Origin of the sequence: Brevibacillus sp. JB24b (assembly GCF_051713385.1) — a bacterium.
In the GTDB taxonomy this organism is placed as follows: Bacteria; Bacillota; Bacilli; order Brevibacillales; family Brevibacillaceae; genus Brevibacillus_B; species Brevibacillus_B laterosporus.
In genome coordinates, this window is the sequence record NZ_JBNVQV010000001.1 from 1,120,354 (window position 1) to 1,142,479 (window position 22,126).

The following is a 22,126-nucleotide window of genomic DNA, read 5'->3' on the forward strand; positions in this document are numbered from 1 at the left end:
GAGCTGGGGGGGATGAACAGTGTTTCGTTCCGAACTGGAATGGACGCGTGAGGAATTACGCGATACGATCCGCAAGCATATGAAACAAAAAAGCTTGACGCAAGCGGAAACAGCCCAGCTGATTTCCATTGAAAGAAGCGGATTTACCAAGGCTATTAATGGCAATCATTCGTTTACGCTGGAGAGCTTAGACAAATTGACCATGGTGTTTGAATTGGAAGAAGGGGCTTTTTATCATCTGTTTTTTGGAGAGTGCATTGAACAGCGGCTCAAAAGTGTTCATTTGGTATTTATTAAGGACAAATACGAAAAGTTTCTACGGCGTTGCCTAGAGGTTGGTAAGTATGATATAGCCTTCCAACTATTAGAAATGTTGCTGGAGCAGGATAGTAAAAAGCTCGATGTTATTTACACGATTGCTGAGTCAATTTTTGAACAAGCTGAGCTAAAATACCCCGGAATTCCGACTTATAATGAGTCAGAATATCAGCAAGCTCTTTTTCTCTATAATTACTATGTAAACAATGAGGCCGACTACCATTCGGAGCAATTAGCCATATGCTATTTTCGAATCTTTTATATCATGCGGTTTGACGTGAAAGAATCTTATGAAAAATTAGTAATGTTGCTATCTGTCATTAATCGATTGCCCCAACAAGAAAAGATCAAAGCGTATGATCGAGTAATGATGTATTTTTATATTGCAAGCGATTGGGAAAAGGTATTACATTACGCAGATATCCTAGAGAAGCTAGCGAAGGGACAGAACATTGACATCTATAATCACTGCCTGATGATTAAAAGCTTTGCTTTAAAGGAAACAGAGGACTATCAGGAGGCTATGCGTCTAACCGATCTGTACTCTAAGTATAAGCCGTTTCAAAATGTCGGATATGGAAATCGGATGATGATTGAAATTACCTCTGGTGATTTGGACAATCTTCTGACTTATGTAAGTTGGTTATCTCAGCAGGATCAGCGAGAATCAGGTCTGTCGATTGTAATCAGGAAGTTATTAGATGCTAATAGAGCACTGTTAGCACGCTATATTTTTGAGATGTTTGCCAAGTGTTTAGCCCCAGAAGAAAATATATTAATTAACAAATATCGCTTTAATCTTTTTCAGGTTGCCTCTCAGATGTATTTCGAGCTAGCATTGTATAAAGAGGGAATCGATCAATTGCTACAGGCAATAAATAAAGCGCTCGCTCTTCAAAAGCAACAAGAACTAGGAGAGCTGCTTTACATGTTTGAAACACATAGAATTCATGCAACTCAAGAACAACAACATCTCTATTGGAATCTGTTAAAAGAGTGGAAGGAGGGTGAATTCGCATGAAAAAAGTGTTGATCGTTATTGGACTAGTAATGGCGTTTACAACCCCTACAGCGGCACTAGCCGACAATGGTGCTAAGCCGATTGATTACAGCAGCGGTACAGAGCTTGGAAACAACGGTACAGAGAAAGATAACAACTGTACAGAGAGCAAGACAGAGCAAGAAAATAATGGTACAGAACAGGGAAGCATTTGTGATAACGGAGCTAGACCAAAATAGAATAGTAAAAAATAGGTGTCGCTGTCGCTCTTGAAATTGGGTGGCAGCACTTTTTCTTCTATTCTAAGAAAAAGTGATAAAAAAATGGAAAATACCTGTAACTTATCACGTTACTTTATCATTATATAAAATTATAAATTGCTGGAGAAAGGTTTGTGAGATAAGGTGAGCGGAATATTGAAGCATGCCCCTCCCATCAAAGATATGGTCATCACATTGCAACAACAGTTGGTTGCTCTAGTTCAAGAGAAAGGTAGTTTTTCTCATCCAATGGTTGTGGCCCTAAGCAAGGAGCTGGATGAATATGTCCTCCAACTACAGAGTCAACGCTTTCAGCAGTATAAGAAGAGTAGACAAATGCAAGAGAGAGAGCATTGTTGATACCATCCATGAAAAACCAAAACTGAAATATCGTATATTTTTGTTGATAATTCCACATTCCTAACTAAGAACCCAGATGATGGGATTGTTCTCATTACCATTATTTATTCTTAGAGAGGATGTTTTTGTTTATGCCATATAAAGCTTCATGGGGTTTCATTTTTACTGCTACTGCGATCTTGTTTAGTACAAGCTCAGCTGATGCAAGGCAAAAAATGCTACCAACTAGTACGATTTATTCTGTTACTGCTCCTGTCCCCCTTCATAATAAGATCATGCACCGAAACCACTTCATAGATAACCCTGCACTTCAATCCCTATTACATCTATCTAGAGAACAATTACGCACTGAATTAGACAAAGGAAAAAGTCTGGCAGACATCGCCAATAGTCGAGGTGTCGAGAAAACAAAAGTGATCGAACTAATTAAAAGGCAACACATAGCTAAGCTCGACGAAGCAGTTAAGAATGGTAGTATGACGAAAGAACGAGCGGAAAAAGTAAAGGAACATGCTACGAAAAGAGCGACACACCTTGTAGAAGGTACCTTGCGTGATCATGAGAGAAAACATACTAGGAGAGGAAGGCTTGCACCGTGGGAGAATCAGGAGCTCCTCACATTGCTAAAAATGGATAGGGAACAATTAAGAATGACTTGGACAAGTGGAAAATCTCTAAATGAGATTGCTCAAAGTCAAGGAGTTTCTACACAAGCGGTGGCTGCTCTCTTGCAAAAAGCATATATGGAGCGAATTGAGAAAGCCGTAGAAGATGGTCATCTTTCTCAGGAAAAAGCAGATGAAATTAAGATCAAGGTTAGCGGTAAGATCGAAAAAATGTTGAATAAAAAATGGGAAGATAAGAATGGACATAAGCATGAAGGAACGAAGTAAAACGAAAAAGAGAGGAGATCACATCCTCTCTTTTTCTACTTTATTGGTAAGGGTAATGATTAGTAGAGTAGGATTTTGTTGCAAGAGAGGCACTACGACAGCTACGACAGAGTGGTGGATAAGGATGCATTTTTCTCGCTGCAAGTGAATCTAATAAATGATACTTACGGCAATGGAGACAGCGTTTAACACTCTTAGTAACCGTTTGTTCTCCCCACGCTAATACTTGTGATGAAAAGGGCAAAAAATGTAATGTTTGATAATGAAAAGCAGGACCAGATGGATCAATCCAACGAACGATTTGTCCGTTTTCCCACAGTGATAAATAGGAGTGATCTTCATAAGGATCGATGGTGATTTGGTAGCGATTTCCCTGCCAGATTTGCGAATGGGTCTTCACAAGTGGATCATCCCAGACAAATTGAAAATGTGCCATGGCGGAAAGCTCCTTTTAACCGTTTTGCTTTTCAGTATGGTCAAAATTTGAACGTATCATAACAGCTTATTGCTTATACCTCATTCATTTACGCTTACTGGAAAAAACTGATACACTACTTGTAGTGAGGTATATATGGGATGGAGGATCAGATATGAAATCAAGGACATTTACCTTTACAGATAAACAAGGTTTTACCCTATTTGTTTATCATTGGTCTCCTGACAATCAGGAAGAAGTAAAGGGAGTCGTGCAAATTGCTCATGGTATGACAGAAACAGCAGAACGTTATGAGCGATTTGCTCGATTTTTAACAGATGCAGGTTATATGGTGTATGCAAATGATCATCGAGGACATGGTAAAACAGCAGATAGTATAGAGAAATTGGGGTATGTGGGACGAGATGGATTTGTATGGATGGTTAACAATATGGCCCAGCTTAGTCAGATCATTCATGATGAACAACCAGATCAGCCGCTGTTTTTGTTTGCTCACAGTATGGGTTCATTTTTGGGACAAAAATATATGTATGAATTTTCCCAGTTGATAGACGGTATTATTTTGTCAGGAAGTAATGGGAGTCGCGGAATAGAATTACTTGCTGGATTAGGGGTAACTAAACTAATTACAGCTATTCGTGGTGAACAATACCGAAGTACATGGATAGATTCCCTAGCTTTTGGTAGATTTAATCGCCATATCAAGTCACCACGTACACAATTTGATTGGCTGAGCAGAGACGCAATTGAAGTGGATAAATTCATTGATGATCCTTTCTGTGGTGGGGTATCTACCACCAGTTTTTACCGTGACTTTTTTAAAATGCTACGTGAGATTCAACAGGAGCCATACTTGCAACGAATACCTAAAAACCTACCTGTCTTCATTATTGCAGGTGATCAGGACCCAGTAGGAATGCGTGGTAAGGGAATTCACAAGCTTGTAAAAAGGTATGAGGAGCTACAATTGCAACAAATGTCCTATAAATTGTATCCACAAGGTAGACATGAGTTGTTAAATGATACAAATCGCGAGGAAGTCATGCAGGATTGTTTAGAATGGCTTAATAAGCAGGTGGAGCGTACTCTTGATTAAACAGTTATTACTTCTGGTTATACACAAATCCCCCCGATCAGCATTTGCATTCTCAGCAAAACAGTCGAGGGGATTTCTTAGATGTAGATGGGTTAAAAGATGATAGCAGAATAGCCCAGTTATTTTACTACAGACGCACGAGTAGGTACTACCCCTTTTGTTTGCTTACGTTGATACATGTTGTTACATACTAAGGCTATGATGATTAGCATTGTTCCACCCACATCATAAATTGTCATGTTATACCCTTGCAGGACGGAAATGATAAATGTCGTAACAGGTACAAAGTTGATAAACAGTATTCCGTTAATTGGTGATAACAGCTTAATTCCAGCGTTCCAACTAATCAAAGCAATCACACCTGCAAAAATAATCATAAAAGCAAGTTCATTGCCTGCAGCCAATATTGAGGTCATAGTAGGAACATGTAAAATGTTTAGCATGGTTAGAAATAGAACCACTAGTCCTGAGGTGAATGTGCCTAGGACGCAACTGAGTGTGGAATAGCGTAAAACGGACCATGTAGTAAATTGATTGCCTCCGATTGTGTAGATCACCCATCCTAACACTCCTATAAAGATGAGTAGAACAGCGAATATACTGCTGCCACCAATTAAAAAGGCTTTTACATCTCCTTTTGTAATTACCATAAAGACTCCAACTAAAGCCACTGCGATACAACCAATCGTAAACGGTTTTGGTTTATTTGATTTATAAATCCATAGAACCAGTACAGACAGCATCGGCATTAATGCTTCCATGACGGAGGCCAGTATGACCCCTGAGGTTCCTAATTGATTTTGTCCCCAGAATACTAATAGATTATAGCAGGTGAAGGCCATTGTTCCAAAAAACCACAAGGACCATCCACGACCTTCTAAACGTAACGCTTTGAAGCCCTCTTTCCAGACTAATAAACCAATTAAAATGAGGGAAACAACAGAATAGCGAATAACAGAGAAGTAAAACGGATCAATAAATTCAAATGCACTTTCTGCGACTGGAAACATAGCTCCCCAAGCCACACTTGCTACCAAGCAAAGGAAGGCTCCCCTCATGATGTTGTCTGTTTTCATTTTCTCTCTCTACCTTTCTCTCTCTAAAAAATCTTACGTTGAACATCTTATGTCGAAATGAATATCATGTAAAATGATTGAATTTGATATTAACCATCATTATAATTGATATCAAATGTGAGATGGAGAAGAGGAAGATAGGGAATGGAGATAAGTGATCTGCGTATTTTTCAAACAGTAGCTGAGGAAGGTAGTGTGAGTCAGGCAGCTAAACGCTTAAATTATGTCCAATCAAATGTTACGGCTCGAATTCAACAACTAGAAAAGGAACTAGGAACATCACTGTTTTATCGACACCGCCGAGGAGTGACCTTAAATGAAGATGGTCGTAAGCTTTTAGGCTATACGCAAAAAATGTTGGCCCTAATGGAGGAAATGCAACAGTCGTTTCAAACCAGCGAGGACCCTTCTGGACCATTGCTGATTGGCTCGGTTGAGACGGTTTCGGCACTGCCTGTTATCTTGTCGTCGTATCACAAAAAATTTCCGCGGGTAGATTTATCCTTAGTATCAGGTGTTACACAGCATCTAGTAAGCGATGTATTGCAATATCAGCTAGACGGGGCTTTTGTAAGCGGTCCTGTACAACATCCAGATATTGTACAGGAGCATGTCATGGAGGAAGAGCTTGTGTTAGTGGCTGCAAAGGGTATCCTCTCATTAGAAGAATGTAAAAGCAAGCCACTTCTTGTATTCCGATCAGGATGCGGGTATCGGGCGAGATTGACTCAGTGGCTATCAACACAGGGGATCACTCCCACTAAAATAATGGAGTTTGGCACGTTGGAAACAATCTTAGCAGTAGTGGAATCAGGACTCGGCGTTTCGCTAGTGCCAAAATCAACGGTGTTACGACTACATTCAGAAGGAAACATCCGTCATTTTACATTACCTGAAGGATATAATCAGGTAACAACAGTATTCATTCGTAGGAAGGATTCCTTTCTGACAAATACCATGCGTTGTTTCTTACATCAAATTGATCAGTTCCACGAGCAGCATCGGTAGCAGTATGTATGTATAAAAAAAAATAACGTATGGCGAACGTTATTTGTGAGAAGAAATGCAAAATTTTATTTTGACAGAATTGCAACCTAAGGCAAATTATATAAGGAAATCAGATAAAAACAATAAAAAAACGTAATAATTAAGAATAGCTTTATGTTATTAAGGTTATTTTAAGGTTTATACCACAATTTGCTATTTCTAGTGGCAAATAGAATTTTTCTATGTATATAAACAAATGTATCTTCATTCGCCTAGCCTATAAATCTATGCTTTTGACTATGCCTATTTTCTTTTTAGCGAGCACCATTGAAAAATAAGTGGGTAGAAATAAAAATAGGCCTTTGACTCAGCATATCTGTCTGTATCGAAGCTCATACATCTTGCATTGTATGTTATTGGGGATAATGTTTAAGTTTTGGAAGTGTCTAGGAGATTGTAATCATCTCCAACGTTCCCCAAAACTACAAGTAGAGGTGATCAAGTTATGTCATCATGTCACAGACGAAGAAGACGCAGACGCAGATGTGTCAGTAACAGAGATGTTCGTAGAGCGAGAAGAAATATCCGTAAAGCGAAACGCTTCTTAAGACGCGCTCTTCGCGATTTGAGAAGAAGACGTAGAAGACACAGAAGACACCATAGACATCACCGTAGACATCACCATAAACACCACAGACGCCACCACAGACACCACAGAAGAAGATGCAGACGTCGTTGTAAAATTGTCTGCTAGAAAGAAAGAGAGAGGCGCTCATTGAATGGGCGCTTCTTTTTTAGATACATGATATGTAAGGACATGATAAAATGAAAATAATATATAAACCCTCATTTATTCGAACATAAAGGGGCACAATGAGTCAGCGGGGTGTTAACTATACATGGGGCTCATCAGCCAAATTTATCTCGTTTTATCCGTCATTAACATTTTCCTTGCGATGGCACTCATCTTTCTAGAGCGACGTAATGCCACGGCCACATGGGCTTGGATTTTGGTTCTATTTTTTATTCCTGGTTTGGGCTTTTTCATATATGTTATTTTGGGACGGAATTTAAGTGGTCGCAAATTGTATCGTATCAATCAGCGAGAAAATAAAACCCTCAATGATATGGTCAGATGGCAAAAACAGCAGCTCCAGCAGGATAAACTTGTTTATCAAGATGTATCGGTAGAGACATATCGTGATTTCGTCTATATGAATGTGACTACCAATAAGACATTACTTACTCAAGATAATGAAGTAGAGATTTACACGAGTGGAAAGGAGAAGTTTGAAGCGTTATTTGCCAGCTTGGAACAGGCTACAGATCACATCCATTTGCAGTACTATATTTTTCGTCAGGATACTTTAGGAGCTCAATTAGTTGACCTACTGGTAAAAAAAGCAAAACAAGGGGTTAAAGTTCGTGTACTATATGACGATATTGGCTCGCTTGGCATCAAGAAGAATTTTTTTGATGAATTAAAGCAAGCAGGAGGCGAAGTAGCAGTCTTCTTCTCCTCACCTATACCTTATCTTAATTTTCGCTTGAATTATCGTAATCACCGAAAAATCGCTGTTGTTGATGGAAAAATTGGTTTTGTTGGTGGTTTTAATGTAGGTAATGAGTATCTTGGTTTGGACCAAGTGCTAGGCGATTGGCGAGACACGCATCTTAGAATAGAGGGGTTAGCAGTATCGTCTTTACAAATCACTTTTTTACTTGACTGGAATTTGGCATCAGGTCAAAACATTCTCTACACAGAAGAGCATTTTCCTAAGTGGAGGGGGTCTGGAAAGGTTGCCTTGCAGGTAGTCACAAGTGGACCCACGTCCAGATATCAGCGTATTCAATATAATTATTTAAAAATGATTCATTCTGCTAAAAAGAGCTTATACTTACAAACACCTTATTTTGTACCAGACGAAAGCATATTAAACGATTTGAAGATAGCGGTACTTTCGGGGATTGATGTAAGGATTATGATTCCGAAACGCTCAGATAATCGATTGGTTCAATGGGCATCTTCTTCATACATAGGTGAGTTATTAGGGGCAGGAGCTCGTTGTTATCTATATGAGAAGGGTTTTTTGCATGCGAAAACGATGATGGTGGATGGCAGTTTAGCAACCGTTGGTACAGCTAACCTAGATATTCGCAGTCTCAAACTAAATTTTGAAGTTAATGCGATTATCTATGACAGTCAAACGGCAATGAAACTAGAGAAATTTTTTCTGCAGGATATTCCTCATTGCACTGAGCTTACGCTAGAAGAATATCATAATCGTCCACGTATACTCCGTTTTCAAGAGTCGATTGGACGGCTATTATCTCCTATTTTATAGACAAATGTATGAGCGTGTCACCTGATGAAAAGGGACACGCTTTTTGTATAAAAAATGGAAAAATATATAAATGATTGATAAAATAAAGATCTGATGCAGATGGAAAACAGAATAAAGTGATTAAAACGAATGGACAGATGGATGTAGTAAAAGAGGGCGAGCAATGGGAGATATCTCGTGATTATGATTCAAATCTGCTGATTGAGGAATACAATGCGATTCATAACTAATCATGCTAGTTAGAATAATACACAGATGCTTGAAAATGCAGAGTAGTCATTTTCAAGCATCTTTCTTTGATATCTAACGTATATGTTTTGTTCAGGTTGTTTGTTCTGACTTAGTCGTCACATTTGTAGATATGCTTTTCGCTCTTCTTTTTGGGGGAACTCCACCCAAAAAATGTATCCAAGAAAAACGGGATAATAGGTAGGTAATTAGCAGAGTGGCAATGACAGTAATCAGATATTGATTTACAATCCCTAGGTTCCCTTTCCATAAAAATTCTAGTTTATTAGCAATAGCCAGTGAGGACAAATAGGATAGTAACAAGGGATGCAACAGAAAGATCAAAAACGATTGCTCTGAAATCCAATTGAAGATGGAATGAAGTGGATTTTTTTTCTGATAAAACAAGCGTCCCAGATTATAAAAAAGGAAAAAACAAATGAAGCAGTACAAAATAATGCTGGGCTTAATTGACAGGGAATAGGTACGAGACCATATGGTATCTAACACGATCAAGCCTGATGCAAGGACCCAGACAAGAATCAGCCAAAAGGTTTTCCCTTTGAACCAGTTTTCCCAGCGTTCTCTGGATTGGGCTAAAAACATGCCAGCTGAGAAAAAGAAAATCCAGACCGGTATGGGAATGCTATAGGACCACCATAATTTTGGTAAGTTAAATCCTACATTAGCATGCTGTGAGAGATAGATTAGCGATTGAATGCCTACAGTCAAGATAAAGCAAACGAAGAGCATGCTGTTAGGTGATCGGTAGTACCAAGAGCGTAGCCATGGATACAACAAATAAAATTGAAATACAATTAACATGAAATACAGATGGACATAGCCTTTTCCTTGCCATAATGTTTTGAATAAATAATCGGTCCACATGAGATAATTTTGATTTTGAAGTAAACCACTTTGAGTATAGAGCGCATAGATGATTGTCCATAAGATGTAAGGAATAATCAGTCTTTTCATTCTCTTTTTCATAGAAGGTCGTTGGTGAAGCTTTAGTTGACGATCTTGATAAAAAAGAAAGAATCCGGATAAAAGCATAAACATGGGAACAGCAAAGCGTGACAATTGATTCCAAATAAATGCAAAATCGGTTCGAGTGACAAAATGCGATGTCACATGGATGGCAATTACGCCTAACACGCACAAGACCCGAATAAAATCATATTCTCTTAAACGATTCTCCACAATAGTTTCCTCTTTCATAAATGTCATACTTTTCTATTTTACATAAATCCCCTATCACAATTCAATATCTACCTAATGGAAATAAAAATATGAGAAAAGGCCGATTAACTTCTATAAGTAAAAGGAGATGGAGCTTAACTGTATTTTGTGTGATGTTTTTCACAATGTTTCCTAGCAATAAAACTTAAAATGACGAAAGATAGAAAGATAAAAAGTAGTGTTTACAAAAACAGTTTCCTAACCGACGTTAGATCAGGAAAGACAAGGTAATGATAGATAAGGATTTTTACATAGGGACAATGGGAGGGTGTAAGAATTGAATGCACAAACAAGGCTAACGAAGATGAATGAGTTGGGCTTATACGAAATCCGTTTGGAATCAATTGGGGGACTAGGGGCAAATTTAGCTGGTAAAATGCTGGCAGAAGCTGGCGTCATTCATTTAGGGCTGAATGGTTCCAATTTTTCTTCCTACGGGTCAGAGAAAAAAGGTTCCCCGGTAAAAGCTTTCGTCCGTTTTGCCAACCCTGAAACTAAATTACGTGCCACTTCCCCTATCGACGAACCACACGTAGTAGGTGTATTTCATGAAGCAATGCTGACGACACAAAATTGTATCTCTGGGCTAGGATCAGACGGTATTCTGATCGTTAATACTACTAAGTCACCTGAAGAAATTAAAGAACGAACAGGGCTAATCTCTGGAACTATCTTCTGTGTGGATGCTTTGGGGATTTCTTTGCGTGAAAAAACCCGTATTAACACAGCGATGATGGGCGCCTTATGCCGAGTTGTGGATTTTCTACGTCCAGAGGCTGTCAAACAGATGATTCGAGAAACGTTCGAGGCCAAGTATCCTAAGCTAGTCGAGTCTAATCTACGCACATTTGATGCAGGGTATGCGGAAGGTACCATCACAACATTTGCACCATCAGCAAATCTTCAAGAAAGCAAGCCATCTATTCAAAGCAGCGTGGGAACCGTGCTTGGCTATCTAACACAGCCGATCGGGGGCGTTATTACAAATCCAGGTAACTCGGTGTTAAAAGATTTGAGTACCTCTCGTCAAGGCTATCTACCGCATTTTAACGAAGAGACATGTATTCATTGTGCAGCCTGTGAAATGCACTGCCCTGATTACTGTTTTGTTTGGGAAGAGGGCGAAGATAAACGTGGTCGTGCTCAACAGTTTTTACGTGGTATCGACTATCAATATTGTAAGGGTTGTATGAAATGCGTGGAGGTTTGTCCAACTGGATCGCTAACTCGTGAACGAGAAGAAGAACAATATGCACGTGAGCATGCCGTTAAACATTCATTTGCAATGGTAAGAGCGTAAAGGGAGGAGCTAGGGACATGAGTGTAAATACAACAACGTCATCAGAACGAGAACCCCAAGCCTGTGTAGCACAGACGGTTGATTTTAGATCTGGAAATGAAATGGCTGCTAAAGCAGCCGCTCAGATCAATTATCATGTAATGGGTTATTTTCCGATTACTCCATCGACAGAAATTGCTGAATATCTGGATGAGATGAAAGCAAATGGAGAGCACGATATCGTAATGATTCCGGCAGATGGAGAGCATGGTTCGGCTGGGATCTGCTATGGAGCTTCTACGGCGGGTGGACGTGTATTCAATGCTACTTCAGCAAATGGATTATTATATATGCTGGAGCAGTTACCCGTTCAATCCGGTACTCGTTTCCCAATGGTCTTAAATCTAGTAACACGAGCTGTGTCAGGACCATTGGATATACGTGGGGATCACTCCGATTTATACTATGCACTTAACACAGGCTGGCCGATTCTCTTAGCCAAGGACCCACAAGCTGTGTATGATATGAATCTATTTGCTCTGCGTGTAGCCGAACATCAAGATGTTCGTTTACCAGTAATAGTGGCTTCGGATGGATTTTTTACTTCGCATCAGAAGCGTCGCGTGCAGTATTTTACGGATCGTGAATCTGTTTCCCAATTTGTTGGAGAGAATACGGTCTATGTTGACTCCACTGATGTTAAAAATCCGACTACCATCGGTCCCTATATGAATGATCCTGATTATATTAATAATAAATTTCAGCAGTCTCAAGCCATGTATCAGGCGGAGCAGGTGTTCCTTGATGTGGCTAAAGAATTTGAGGAGCTAACAGGCCGAAGCTATGGCTTGCTGGATGAATACATGATGGAGGATGCAGAGATAGCCTTATTTCTACTAAACTCCGCCTCTGATACCGCCCGTGATGTAGTAGATAGCCTACGTAAAAAGGGAATTAAAGCAGGCGTTGTCTCTCCTAATATCATCCGTCCTTTTCCGAAAAAGGCTGTGCAGGAAGCGTTGCGACATGTAAAAGTAGTGTTAGTAGGGGAGCGTGCTGATTCCTACGGAGCTCATGGGGGTAATCTAAGCCACGAAATTAAAGCAGCTATGCTGGACGCCAAGGCTGATACGACTATCCTAACGCGGATTTTTGGCTTGGGAGGCAAAGATTTTTATGCTACAGATGCAGAAGCGTTCTTTACACTGTGCTTACAAAAATTACAGGGAGGGGAAGTAGCTTCTTTTGACTATCATGGCATTACGCCTGGCGATGAACAAGCTCGTCCAACACGTGTGATTGAACCTTTGACTAAAGAGCAAACCAGTGGATTTATTACAGTTACTCAAGATGAAGAGAGCGGTGACTTGAAAGTAAAAGTACCTCCAATGCGCATGCTGACCAAAAAAGCGAAGCGTATCGCCCCAGGTCACGGAGCCTGCCCAGGCTGTGGAATTTTTTCTGGACTAGAAATGTTCTTTAAAGGAATTGAAGGTGACATTGTCGTTCTTTTCCACACAGGCTGTGCGATGGTTGTAACGACAGGTTATCCCTATTCCGCTCATAAGGTCAATTATATCCATAATCTATTCCAGAATGGCTCTGCTACGCTCTCAGGTGTCGTGGAGATGTTCTGGGAACGCATCCGTCGTGGAGAAATTGAGGTAGATCAGAACAACGTGACCTTCATTATGGTTTCTGGTGACGGTGGCATGGACATTGGAATGGGACCTGCGATAGGTACAGCTTTACGCAATCATAAGCTAATCATCTTGGAATATGATAACGAAGGCTATATGAATACAGGATCGCAAATGTCGTACTCCACGCCAATGGGGCATATGACATCTACCTCCAATCTTGGAGAAGGGCGACAAGGTAAGTCCTTCCATCATAAAGATACAGTACAAATCATGGCGGCAACCAACATTCCCTACGTTTTTACAGGAACGGAGGCTTTTCCACAGGATTTAATTAAAAAGGCAGCAAAAGCACAATGGTATGCACAGCATGTCGGTATGGTTTACGGAAAAATTTTAATTAGTTGTCCACTAAACTGGAAAGCCCCAGAGGATAAGGGGAAATCTATCGTGGAAACAGCCGTTACTAGTTGCTTCTTCCCGTTATATGAAGTAGAGAAGGGTATAACTAAGATTACGTTCAATCCGGAAGAGAAAAACAAACGTGTACCAGTGACGGAGTGGCTTCAATTGTTGGGTAAGACGAGACACCTGTTGCGTCCTGAGAATGAATCCTCTCTCAAGCAATTTGAAATTGAGGTGGAGCGTCGCTGGAATATGCTGAAAGCGAAGCACGAGAGCCCTTATTTATAAAGTTAGCTCATCATTGGGCATAAATAGAGAAATCCCGTCTTTGGTTCTGATACCAGAGACGGGATTTCTTATCGTTTATGACAAACAGGATTGAAATCATTTAGTTCGTTACCAGACGATTGGCTGAAGATTTATCTTTTAGCATTCCAATTGAAATTAAACGTTTCCGCAAAATGATTCCTACGTAAGCAGCTAGGACTGCCTTAATCACCCCACCAGCGATAAAGGGAGTTACCCCCGCAGCCATTGCACCAGCCCAGCTTAGGTTCAAGACTAGCTTTAGTTGGGTGACGCCAAAGAGGAAAGTGACGACCATACCAAGTAGGTTAGCAAGTAGTGCCATAGTGAAGGTATACTTTGTTTTTTCAAGAAGATAACCCATTATAAAGGCAGTAGCAATAAAGCCAAAGATAAATCCGCCGGTAGGTCCTATTAATACTTGTGGACCGCCGGAGAAGCCAGCAAATACTGGTACACCAATCGCTCCTAGCACGGCATAAAGTATCATGGAAATGGTACCATAGCGACTTCCAAGTACAGTTGCCACCAAGCCTACAGCTAGAGTTTGGCCTGTAATAGGCACGATTGGCAACGGGATTGTAATCTGTGCAAATACAGCAGTAATAGCAGTGAAAATAGCAATTACCATATAAGTTCGTAAATTTTCGTTGCGATGTTGCATGAGGCACCTCAATTCTTAATGTAAACGAATAGTATAGTTAGGTTTACTAAAATTGTATCAAAAGAATATTTCGCTGTAAATAATGGGATGTGATAGAAGAAAAGTTTGAATGCTTGAGGAAGTCCAAATGCAATTTCTTCACTGATCATGCCAGAGAGAAAATATGGTACACTTGGAGTTAACGAGGCTTTACAATCATGGACAAAATAGCTTTTTTCTAACGACAGGAGTGGGACAATGGCAGACCAAAAACGGTTGTTACTAGATGTAGATACCGGCATTGATGATGCACTTGCTATTTTATATGCGTTGCAATCTAGGGAGGCTCGTGTGGAAGGCATTATTACTGGAGCAGGGCAGGTTAGCCTAGAGCAGGCAACTTATAATACCTTACAGGTAGTCGAAGCAGGACAAGCAGGGTATGAGGTACCAGTGGTAAAGGGAGCCAGCAAGCCGTTGATTCGTAAAGAGATTGGATATGGGAAAAATAATGATGCCAATGGTCTGGGGAATGCTAATTTACCTATACCTAAGCACACAGCTTTGAGTATGTCAGCCAGTGATTTTATTCTTTTGAAAGCGAAAGAATGCGAAAATGAGCTGATCATTATAACCATGGGACGCCTCACAAATCTAGCGAATGCAGTCGCCAAGGACCCTTCTCTTGGAAAAAAAATTAAGCAGGTAATCATTGCAGGTGGTGCGATTCGTGAAGCTGGAAATGTAACGGCCGCGGCAGAATGTAATTTTTGGGGAGATCCCGAGGCTGCCTTATTTGTGTTAGAAGCCGGTTTGCCCATCACGTTAGTTAGCTTAGATATAACTCAACCAACGATGTTTACGTCTAGTCACCTAGTCGAGTTGTTAAACAAGAAAACAGAACAGACAGAGAGCATGCTTTCTTTTATAGAAGAGATGGCGCTTTTTCAGTTTGGGCAATGTGAAGATAGTGAGCAGAACAAGCACTCATTTGCTATGCAAGGTCCATTAGCTGTGGGGATAGCACTAGATAGTACTTTGATTCGTACCAAAGAGACTTTTGTTCAAGTGGAATGTAAGGGAGAGGTCTCACGTGGAGCGCTTATCGCTGATCTGCGACAAACAGCAAGCGTCGGACATAAAGTGCTGACTGGTGTAGATGTAGATAGTGAGCGCTTCATACAACATTGGATTACTACCTTAACGTTGGATGCGAGCGGGGGAATTAATCGATGAAATACGTTATTTTAGACGTTGATACGGGAATTGATGATGCGCTTGCGATTGCTTATGCGATACAATCGCCTGTTTTACACGTACTAGGTCTAACCACCAGCTTTGGAAATCATGTTGTGGATATCACGACAGAAAATACATTAAAAGTGCTAGAGATTTTAGAGGCAACGGATATCCCTGTGGCAAAAGGAGCAGGCAAACCGTTACTACGTTCCCCTCTAAAAGCGAATGCTACACATATACATGGGGAGGATGGCATTGGTAATACCCATTTACCCAAGCCAAAAGCGAAGGCAATCGAACAGCATGCCGCTGATTTTATCATTGAACAAGTTCGTAAATACCCGAAGCAAGTGACGCTTATTACTGTTGCCAGCCAAACCAATTTGGCATTGGCTATTATGAAGGACCCTGAGATTGTTTCACTCGTAGAGAAAGTTGTCATTATGGGCGGTGCAGTAACGGTTCCAGGAAATGTAACTCCGGTAGCCGAAGCTAATATTTATACCGACCCAGAGGCGGCAGAGCTTGTATTTCAATCAGGTATACCGATTACCTTAGTAGGACTTGATGTGACCATGCAAACCTTGCTGACCAAGGTACATACACAGATGTGGAGGGAGTCGGGTACAGCAGTAGGCGCGTTTCTAGCCTCTTGTTGTGAATTCTATATGGATGCCTATGCCAAAATTAACCCCTACCTCGGAGGATGCGCTTTACATGATCCACTAGCAGTAGGGGTGGTTATTGATCCGTCCTTTGTCAAAACAACACCAATGTACGTACAAGTGGACACGGAGGGCTCTGCCTCCATCGGTAGAACCATTGGTGACAGACGGAATTCTCCAAAGCAGTCGCCAAATGTGGATGTATGCTTGAACGTAGATGTTAATCGCTTTGTTTCCCATTTCTTGCAGCAGGTGATTACGCAACCGAAAATGTAATAACAAGGGAAGAAAAGCGATACAGATTACCTTTTATTTCGTCAGCAGGTCGGAGCAGGTAGTAGCATCTGATTTGCTGTTACTCTGTTGTCGATTTCGCTGTAAATGGAATGAGCCAGTATGAGCTACCATCGGCTTTGCGGTCCATATAGCCGTATTCAATTAGATAGCGACGTAAAATGGCGTAATCGTCATACACGGTTGTAAGTATGGCATTTACTTCTTTTTCCGTATAGAGCTTATTGCGCTCAAAACGACCAACGATATGATGCAAGATAGCTGCTTTACGCTTCTCTTTGAGTGGAAATTCCTTTATCATTCCATCTAATCCATTAGGAAAGTACGTACGTAAAATTTCTTGATATTCTTCTTCCGTCATAGCAAAACGCTCGTCTTGAAACCGAATAGTAGGGGGAACAGCAAGAAAAGGGCTTTTCGTTTCACGTATTTTTTTCTTATTTGATGTGGATTGGGCTGAATGTTCTGAAGCAATGTGTGATTTAGAAATAGACTGGCTAGCTTCTCCCAGCAATTCCATGATGGCTAGAAAAATCTTGGCCTGTTTTTCTTTCTCCCGCAACATAAATCGATGGTTACGGATAGTAGAATTGCTACGCCCTTCGCCATTTTGTACAATTTGGGCATCGGTTTTTCCTTCATAAAACAGGGCAAGGAGTTGACGCTGAACATCAGTTAAACCCGTCATTTTTTTATCCAGCGATAGAAGAAAGTGAAACATCGAGGTGTGAGCAGCATGAATATGGTGATTCATGGCTTTTTTTGCCTCAAACCAATTTTCACTAATTGGGTAAATGATGCCTTCCTCATAGGACTGACCACAAATTAGACATGTAAAACACTCTTGTTTCTCATTGTATACATAGCCGTTTTTTATTTCTTCCATAGATGCTTTCCAAAACATGTCAGCTAAAATATCCATAGATGAATTCTCCATTCGTTTGTTTATTTATAGACATGTTAATTCTTTGTTTGATTATAGTCAAGACTTATGTATAAAAACCCACAGGGGAAGCATCCTGTGGGCTTTGCTTTTTTATGATGGAGCATGGGTTGTTAGTGTTTTGATCCTTTTAAACCAAATTCTCTCACATGCACCTTTACTTGAACGTCAATAGGAATCTTGCTAAATTCCTCATCCCAATTGTCTTTCATTTTTTCCCAAACATCTGGATAGTGAACAGACAGAGCCTTGTGAAATCCCAAAACATCGATTTTCCATTTTTTTTGGAGCTTGTTAAGTGTGTTTCTAGTTAATTCCTTGATCTTTTTCTCAAATGCCTCTCCAGCTTTCTCAAGATAGCTGTCTTCAAAGCTATTTTCCGTTGAAGACCAGTCTTCCCCGATCCGCCCATTTAATTTTATCTCTACAGTAAAAGAAACCTGTCCATTTTGGACTTTAGGGATTATTTTACTTGAAACGGTACGTACTTCATAGATAATCAAGCTGTTTTGTGGTGGTAAGGTAGTTTTAATAAGACCTGCATGCTTTTCCCATTTCGATTTTCCACTTCCAATGATAAGATTGGCACCGCGTACCTCTTCATCACCTAGCCAACCGATCATCCTCCCTGTATCACCTTTAATAAGAGAAGCTCCGGATACCTTTATTGTCTTTTTTAATACTTCTATGCGAGGAATCATAAAGCTACTTTTAGTTGTCATATTTTCTGAAATATGCCCAAGTGGAGTAGGGGTGGCGATGTCTAGACTTTTTCTCACATTATCTAGAATGCTAAGGATTTCAATTGCAGGAAGTGTTTCATTAAGTGGTTTTTTATTCAGTACATCAATAGCTCGACCTTTGGCTACCACAACTAGTACAGTTCTCCGTAGTTCTGTGTCGCGTAAAAAGTACTCTAGCATTTTGTTCAAGCTTAGTTTTTTAGCGATAGCTTCTCCAATTACCACCGTTTTGACATGCAGAAAGAACGGGGGCCGGGAGCTTTTAGTAGCAAAATTGCGGATTATTTCAAAAAACGAGTCACCTTCACCTGAAATATTGAAATAGGCCTGCTTCTGTGTACCGGTTACTTTAGCAGTACCAGTAAGAACCTTTGGAACAACATTTTGATGAGTTAAGAGAATGGGTACTTTTTGTTTGACTGTTGTGCCTGCATGGGAATCATCTCCCTGCTGTGTTGATTCAGAGTCAGCATCAGATGAACCAGCTTCCTCTGCGTCTTCCTTTTGTTCCGAATCAGAATCGCTTCCCTTCTTGGGAGAATCAATTCCAACGCCAATGACCATAGCCAAATCTTCAATCTCCTGACGATCCCAACACCCCGATATCAATAGGGTTAACGACAGAGTGAGCGCACATGCCAACCAATTATGTTTGTTTGTCTTGTTGGGCATTGGCAGATTTCCTCCATTTTGACAAGAGTAGCAATAATATCGGGATGACACCGGATGCCATTATTGAAACATAACCAAGCTTTGTACCTATTGAAAATGCTTGATCTAAATTTTGAGGTACCATGGCAAAAGCATAGAGAAGTGGGGTCAACAAAATTTGTAGTAAACGTAGTCGTATCGGTACAAGTAGACTTAATCCTAGACTTACCAAATAAAAGCAAAAGACAAAAGTAGTAAAAATGCTAAATACCCAGATGACCATAAAAAACAATTCATAGTGCTCAAAGAAGGCTCCAGGGAATTCGATCTGCTTTACGAACTCCATAGTGGGCCAAGTAAGCGTTTTGACTTCATGGGCAGTTAAGGTCCCGACAACCATCAGGGTAATGGTAGTGTAGATCAGGGTAGCAAAGCCAAGACCAATTACCACACTTTTCGAGGCATCTGCTGGAGATTTCATCATATAAGTCAAAAACATAATCACTTCAAAGCCCATGTAGGAGGGAGAAGTGGCTGCCAAGCCATTAATTAATGGTGTCCAGCCATGCTTTAGAACTGGCAATAAATTATCAATTTGGAAGTTTTGATAATTAAGTAGAGTTATCGAAAATAAAATAAGGATCGTAACAGGGAAAAAGAGAAGAAACAGACGTACAATAGGATGAGCACCACCCATTACTAAGTATAAACCCGCAAGTAAAAAACAGATGATCGTCACATGAATAGGTGTTTGGTCTAACAAAAAATGACGAATGACCTCAGCTTGTACCCGTGCTTCATAGACACATAAAAAAAAGTAAAAGAGGGAATAGATTAGGATTAGCAGTGAGCCTATCCATTTCCCTGCTAGAATTTGCGCTATTTTATAAAAGTGATACGAGGGATATTGTTGGCTTAATTTGGCACAAAAATAACCAGCTATCATTGCTAAAATTCCCCCAGCCAGTGCATCAATCCAGACATCGGCTGTCCCTACTGCTTCTACAGCAACACGTGGTAGTGTCAGAATAGATACTCCTATGACCATAGATGCAATAAAAGAGGACACATCAAGACCAGAGAATTTAGGCTGGAAATTAAGTGACATTCTTCTCGTACCTCCTTCTTGTTCATTTCTGGTAGAATTTTATTGAGTTTTTTTCTTTATTCTTTTCGTATCAAGCGGGTGTAGAATTTGAGGGCGCCTTACTAGCAATTTATGAGGCAGGCGTAAAATAAAATCTTTCCAATCCTTGACCATGATCGGTGTTAACGGTGCTAGATAATCGACACCGAAGCTTTTTAGCTTTACCAAATGAGAAGTAAGAATAATAAAGAACAAAATAACTCCATACAAACCTAAAAAGGCAGCAGATAACATCATTGCAAAACGTAAAATACGAACGACAATCCCTGCTTCATATTGGGGGATAGTAAATGAAGCGATGGCAGTAAGAGCTACCACCACGACCATAATTGGACTTACAATCCCTGCCTCTACAGCAGATTGTCCAATAACTAGTCCACCAACAATTCCGATCGTTTGCCCCAAAGGTTTAGGGAGGCGCAATCCCGCTTCACGCAAAATTTCAATAGTAATCTCCATGATTAATGCCTCAATAATAGTTGGAAATGGTACGCCTTCCCGTGTCCCAGCAATCGTAAAGGCGAGCCGCATTGGAATCAGCCCTTGATGATAAGAGACTAGTGACACATAGAGAGAAGGTAGGAACAGCGAGATTATTACGCAAATAAAGCGTAGAAATCGCAGGATCGATCCGATATACCACTTTTGATAGTAGTCATCAGGGGACTGTAGCAGCATGGGATAGGTAACGGGAGCAATTAAGATAAATGGTGAACCATCGATCAAAATTGCTACTCGTCCTTCTAATAAGGCAGCTTCCACACGATCTGGTCGTTCCGTACTTTGAATCAACGGAAAAGGTGACCAAGGATCATCTTCAATCAAATGTTCCAAATAGCTGGATTCCTGTAGATCATCAATCTTGATGTTGCTCACACGATGTATTACCTCGTCCACTAAGGCAGGGTTTGCAATATCTTCTAAATAAGAGATAACGACCTTTTTAGGAGCAAGCTCCCCAATTTGTTGAGAGAGGAAGGTCAATTTGCGATTTCGTATACGATGGCGCAATAGGGCAACGTTATCGGCGATCGTTTCTACAAAGCCAATCCGTGGACCCCGAATAACCGATTCTGTGACCGGCTCATCCATTGGACGTGAGGGAAAATAGGCTGTATCCAGTAGAAAAACACAAGCATACGAGTCGATCAGCAGTGCCGTATATCCCAGAAGAATGTCCTCTACGCAATCAGCGGGCCGTTCATGTGTTTTGACTTTCCGACAAACAGCGAGAGTAGTAACCAACTGTTCAATGGAAGGAGCTGACTTTGTTTCCGCGTTTGTCTGCGCAGATTGATCTTTTGCTTCTTTTTGATTTGAGGTAAATGGAGATAGAAACTCTTTCCATTGTTGTTTATCAATAATTCCTTCTACATAGAGAATAGCCGCTTTTTTTTGTAACTGATTCAGGTAAACTCCGCGTGTAGTGACATCGAAGCTTTTTCCAAAAACATCTTGTAATTGAACTAGAGATATCGATAAATCTGATGAAAAGGGAACATTCTCTTTTGAATTGTTCTTTGTAGACAAATGGTTCTGGCGTAACTGTTTTGCACGTTGAAAAAAAGTGGACATAATTAACCCCTTGTATATCAGTAATGAACAAAAGAGTAGTCAGATACCTAGTTTACTTGTAGTTAGTAGGAAGTATTTGTATTTTATAGGTAAAACATGCAGGTTAACTCGGAAATATACACATAGGTTGTAGAAGCAACAAAGCGCTTAGTCCAAATTGATAGAGCGAAATAATAAAAACCACTCCATGCAATCCTAAATAGGCTCCACTTATCAGAAACCCGGGATGTAGTAAAACTCTATGTATGGTTGTCATATATACAGTTTGAAGACGAATAGCGTTATAACCAAAAGGGTACCAATAAAAAAAGGGTGCCTCCACTGTCCTCCTATTTTTAGGAGCTACAGGGATACA

The 22,126-nt window shown here is 40.3% G+C and carries 19 protein-coding genes; 11 read left to right on the plus strand and 8 right to left on the minus strand.

Annotated elements, in window-relative coordinates:
• Window positions 1-19 precede the first annotated feature (19 nt).
• From ACQV1I_RS05640 to ACQV1I_RS05655, 4 genes are all read left to right on the plus strand, one after another.
• Window positions 20-1,339, plus strand: coding sequence for a helix-turn-helix domain-containing protein (locus ACQV1I_RS05640; protein ID WP_094700598.1), 1,320 nt, complete (start codon window positions 20-22; stop codon window positions 1,337-1,339).
• Window positions 1,336-1,557 carry a hypothetical protein gene (locus tag ACQV1I_RS05645; protein ID WP_094700597.1) on the plus strand — a complete coding sequence of 74 codons (222 nt, stop codon included), beginning with the start codon at window positions 1,336-1,338 and terminating at the stop codon, window positions 1,555-1,557. The genes ACQV1I_RS05640 and ACQV1I_RS05645 overlap by 4 nt, the downstream gene beginning before the upstream one ends.
• 177 nt (window positions 1,558-1,734) lie before the next feature.
• Complete coding sequence (locus ACQV1I_RS05650; RefSeq protein ID WP_018671403.1) at window positions 1,735-1,938, plus strand: aspartyl-phosphate phosphatase Spo0E family protein; 204 nt, start codon at window positions 1,735-1,737, stop codon at window positions 1,936-1,938.
• 131 nt (window positions 1,939-2,069) lie between these two features.
• The gene (locus tag ACQV1I_RS05655) at window positions 2,070-2,831 is read left to right on the plus strand and encodes a hypothetical protein (protein WP_116333059.1); all 762 of its coding nucleotides are present in this window, start codon (window positions 2,070-2,072) and stop codon (window positions 2,829-2,831) included.
• Window positions 2,832-2,871: 40 nt separating this feature from the next.
• Here the strand turns inward: ACQV1I_RS05655 and ACQV1I_RS05660 are convergent, their stop codons facing one another.
• The gene (locus tag ACQV1I_RS05660) at window positions 2,872-3,267 is read right to left on the minus strand and encodes a hypothetical protein (RefSeq protein WP_104030736.1); all 396 of its coding nucleotides are present in this window, start codon (window positions 3,265-3,267) and stop codon (window positions 2,872-2,874) included.
• A gap of 154 nt (window positions 3,268-3,421) precedes the next feature.
• Between ACQV1I_RS05660 and ACQV1I_RS05665 the strand changes: the two genes are divergently transcribed.
• The gene (locus ACQV1I_RS05665; protein ID WP_116333060.1) at window positions 3,422-4,363 is read left to right on the plus strand and encodes an alpha/beta fold hydrolase; all 942 of its coding nucleotides are present in this window, start codon (window positions 3,422-3,424) and stop codon (window positions 4,361-4,363) included.
• Window positions 4,364-4,482: 119 nt separating this feature from the next.
• Here the strand turns inward: ACQV1I_RS05665 and ACQV1I_RS05670 are convergent, their stop codons facing one another.
• A complete protein-coding gene (locus ACQV1I_RS05670; RefSeq protein ID WP_094700593.1) occupies window positions 4,483-5,439 on the minus strand; it encodes a DMT family transporter in 957 nt (318 codons plus the stop codon).
• A 144-nt stretch (window positions 5,440-5,583) separates the two neighbouring features.
• Between ACQV1I_RS05670 and ACQV1I_RS05675 the strand changes: the two genes are divergently transcribed.
• Complete coding sequence (locus tag ACQV1I_RS05675) at window positions 5,584-6,447, plus strand: LysR family transcriptional regulator (RefSeq protein ID WP_094700592.1); 864 nt, start codon at window positions 5,584-5,586, stop codon at window positions 6,445-6,447.
• 878 nt (window positions 6,448-7,325) lie between these two features.
• Window positions 7,326-8,771 (plus strand): cardiolipin synthase, encoded by a 1,446-nt coding sequence (gene cls, locus ACQV1I_RS05680; protein ID WP_116333061.1) that lies wholly within the window; start codon window positions 7,326-7,328, stop codon window positions 8,769-8,771.
• Window positions 8,772-9,092: 321 nt separating this feature from the next.
• Here the strand turns inward: cls and ACQV1I_RS05685 are convergent, their stop codons facing one another.
• The gene (locus ACQV1I_RS05685; protein ID WP_116333270.1) at window positions 9,093-10,202 is read right to left on the minus strand and encodes an acyltransferase; all 1,110 of its coding nucleotides are present in this window, start codon (window positions 10,200-10,202) and stop codon (window positions 9,093-9,095) included.
• A 316-nt stretch (window positions 10,203-10,518) separates the two neighbouring features.
• Here ACQV1I_RS05685 and ACQV1I_RS05690 point away from each other — a divergent pair, with 316 nt between their 5' ends.
• Window positions 10,519-11,541, plus strand: coding sequence for a 2-oxoacid:acceptor oxidoreductase family protein (locus ACQV1I_RS05690; protein ID WP_094700590.1), 1,023 nt, complete (start codon window positions 10,519-10,521; stop codon window positions 11,539-11,541).
• Window positions 11,542-11,558: 17 nt separating this feature from the next.
• Window positions 11,559-13,853, plus strand: coding sequence for a thiamine pyrophosphate-dependent enzyme (locus ACQV1I_RS05695; RefSeq protein ID WP_094700589.1), 2,295 nt, complete (start codon window positions 11,559-11,561; stop codon window positions 13,851-13,853).
• Window positions 13,854-13,953: 100 nt separating this feature from the next.
• Here ACQV1I_RS05695 and ACQV1I_RS05700 read toward each other — a convergent pair whose 3' ends face one another.
• Entirely contained in the window at window positions 13,954-14,535 is a 582-nt protein-coding gene (locus ACQV1I_RS05700; protein WP_116333062.1) for a biotin transporter BioY, read from the minus strand.
• A 237-nt stretch (window positions 14,536-14,772) separates the two neighbouring features.
• On the opposite strand from ACQV1I_RS05700, the gene ACQV1I_RS05705 reads away from it, so the two are divergent.
• Together ACQV1I_RS05705 and ACQV1I_RS05710 are read left to right on the plus strand one after the other, a co-directional pair.
• Window positions 14,773-15,750, plus strand: a complete 978-nt coding sequence (locus tag ACQV1I_RS05705; RefSeq protein WP_116333063.1) for a nucleoside hydrolase — start codon at window positions 14,773-14,775, stop codon at window positions 15,748-15,750.
• Window positions 15,747-16,694 (plus strand): nucleoside hydrolase, encoded by a 948-nt coding sequence (locus ACQV1I_RS05710; RefSeq protein ID WP_116333064.1) that lies wholly within the window; start codon window positions 15,747-15,749, stop codon window positions 16,692-16,694. The genes ACQV1I_RS05705 and ACQV1I_RS05710 overlap by 4 nt, the downstream gene beginning before the upstream one ends.
• A 79-nt stretch (window positions 16,695-16,773) precedes the next feature.
• On the opposite strand, the gene ACQV1I_RS05715 is transcribed toward ACQV1I_RS05710, so the two are convergent.
• From ACQV1I_RS05715 to ACQV1I_RS05730, 4 genes are all read right to left on the minus strand, one after another.
• Window positions 16,774-17,634 carry a DUF2087 domain-containing protein gene (locus ACQV1I_RS05715; RefSeq protein WP_116333065.1) on the minus strand — a complete coding sequence of 287 codons (861 nt, stop codon included), beginning with the start codon at window positions 17,632-17,634 and terminating at the stop codon, window positions 16,774-16,776.
• A 134-nt stretch (window positions 17,635-17,768) separates the two neighbouring features.
• A complete protein-coding gene (locus ACQV1I_RS05720) occupies window positions 17,769-19,070 on the minus strand; it encodes a Ger(x)C family spore germination protein (RefSeq protein WP_116333066.1) in 1,302 nt (433 codons plus the stop codon).
• Window positions 19,045-20,157, minus strand: a complete 1,113-nt coding sequence (locus ACQV1I_RS05725; protein ID WP_116333067.1) for a GerAB/ArcD/ProY family transporter — start codon at window positions 20,155-20,157, stop codon at window positions 19,045-19,047. The genes ACQV1I_RS05720 and ACQV1I_RS05725 overlap by 26 nt, the downstream gene beginning before the upstream one ends.
• Before the next feature lie 39 nt (window positions 20,158-20,196).
• Window positions 20,197-21,771: a spore germination protein gene (locus ACQV1I_RS05730; RefSeq protein WP_116333068.1), complete on the minus strand. Its 1,575-nt coding sequence runs from the start codon at window positions 21,769-21,771 to the stop codon at window positions 20,197-20,199.
• Between the last annotated feature and the right edge of the window lie 355 nt (window positions 21,772-22,126).

Excerpts from the sequence above, each read along its gene's own strand:
- ACQV1I_RS05645 (WP_094700597.1), top strand. The coding sequence starts at position 1,336 with ATGAAAAAAGTGTTGATCGTTATTGGACTAGTAATGGCGTTTACAACC.
- ACQV1I_RS05675 (WP_094700592.1), top strand. The coding sequence starts at position 5,584 with ATGGAGATAAGTGATCTGCGTATTTTTCAAACAGTAGCTGAGGAAGGT.
- ACQV1I_RS05715 (WP_116333065.1), bottom strand. The coding sequence starts at position 17,634 with ATGGATATTTTAGCTGACATGTTTTGGAAAGCATCTATGGAAGAAATA.
- cls (WP_116333061.1), top strand. The coding sequence starts at position 7,326 with ATGGGGCTCATCAGCCAAATTTATCTCGTTTTATCCGTCATTAACATT.
- ACQV1I_RS05695 (WP_094700589.1), top strand. The coding sequence starts at position 11,559 with ATGAGTGTAAATACAACAACGTCATCAGAACGAGAACCCCAAGCCTGT.
- ACQV1I_RS05705 (WP_116333063.1), top strand. The coding sequence starts at position 14,773 with ATGGCAGACCAAAAACGGTTGTTACTAGATGTAGATACCGGCATTGAT.
- ACQV1I_RS05665 (WP_116333060.1), top strand. The coding sequence starts at position 3,422 with ATGAAATCAAGGACATTTACCTTTACAGATAAACAAGGTTTTACCCTA.
- ACQV1I_RS05725 (WP_116333067.1), bottom strand. The coding sequence starts at position 20,157 with ATGTCACTTAATTTCCAGCCTAAATTCTCTGGTCTTGATGTGTCCTCT.
- ACQV1I_RS05660 (WP_104030736.1), bottom strand. The coding sequence starts at position 3,267 with ATGGCACATTTTCAATTTGTCTGGGATGATCCACTTGTGAAGACCCAT.
- ACQV1I_RS05700 (WP_116333062.1), bottom strand. The coding sequence starts at position 14,535 with ATGCAACATCGCAACGAAAATTTACGAACTTATATGGTAATTGCTATT.
- ACQV1I_RS05710 (WP_116333064.1), top strand. The coding sequence starts at position 15,747 with ATGAAATACGTTATTTTAGACGTTGATACGGGAATTGATGATGCGCTT.
- ACQV1I_RS05730 (WP_116333068.1), bottom strand. The coding sequence starts at position 21,771 with ATGTCCACTTTTTTTCAACGTGCAAAACAGTTACGCCAGAACCATTTG.
- ACQV1I_RS05670 (WP_094700593.1), bottom strand. The coding sequence starts at position 5,439 with ATGAAAACAGACAACATCATGAGGGGAGCCTTCCTTTGCTTGGTAGCA.
- ACQV1I_RS05655 (WP_116333059.1), top strand. The coding sequence starts at position 2,070 with ATGCCATATAAAGCTTCATGGGGTTTCATTTTTACTGCTACTGCGATC.
- ACQV1I_RS05720 (WP_116333066.1), bottom strand. The coding sequence starts at position 19,070 with ATGCCCAACAAGACAAACAAACATAATTGGTTGGCATGTGCGCTCACT.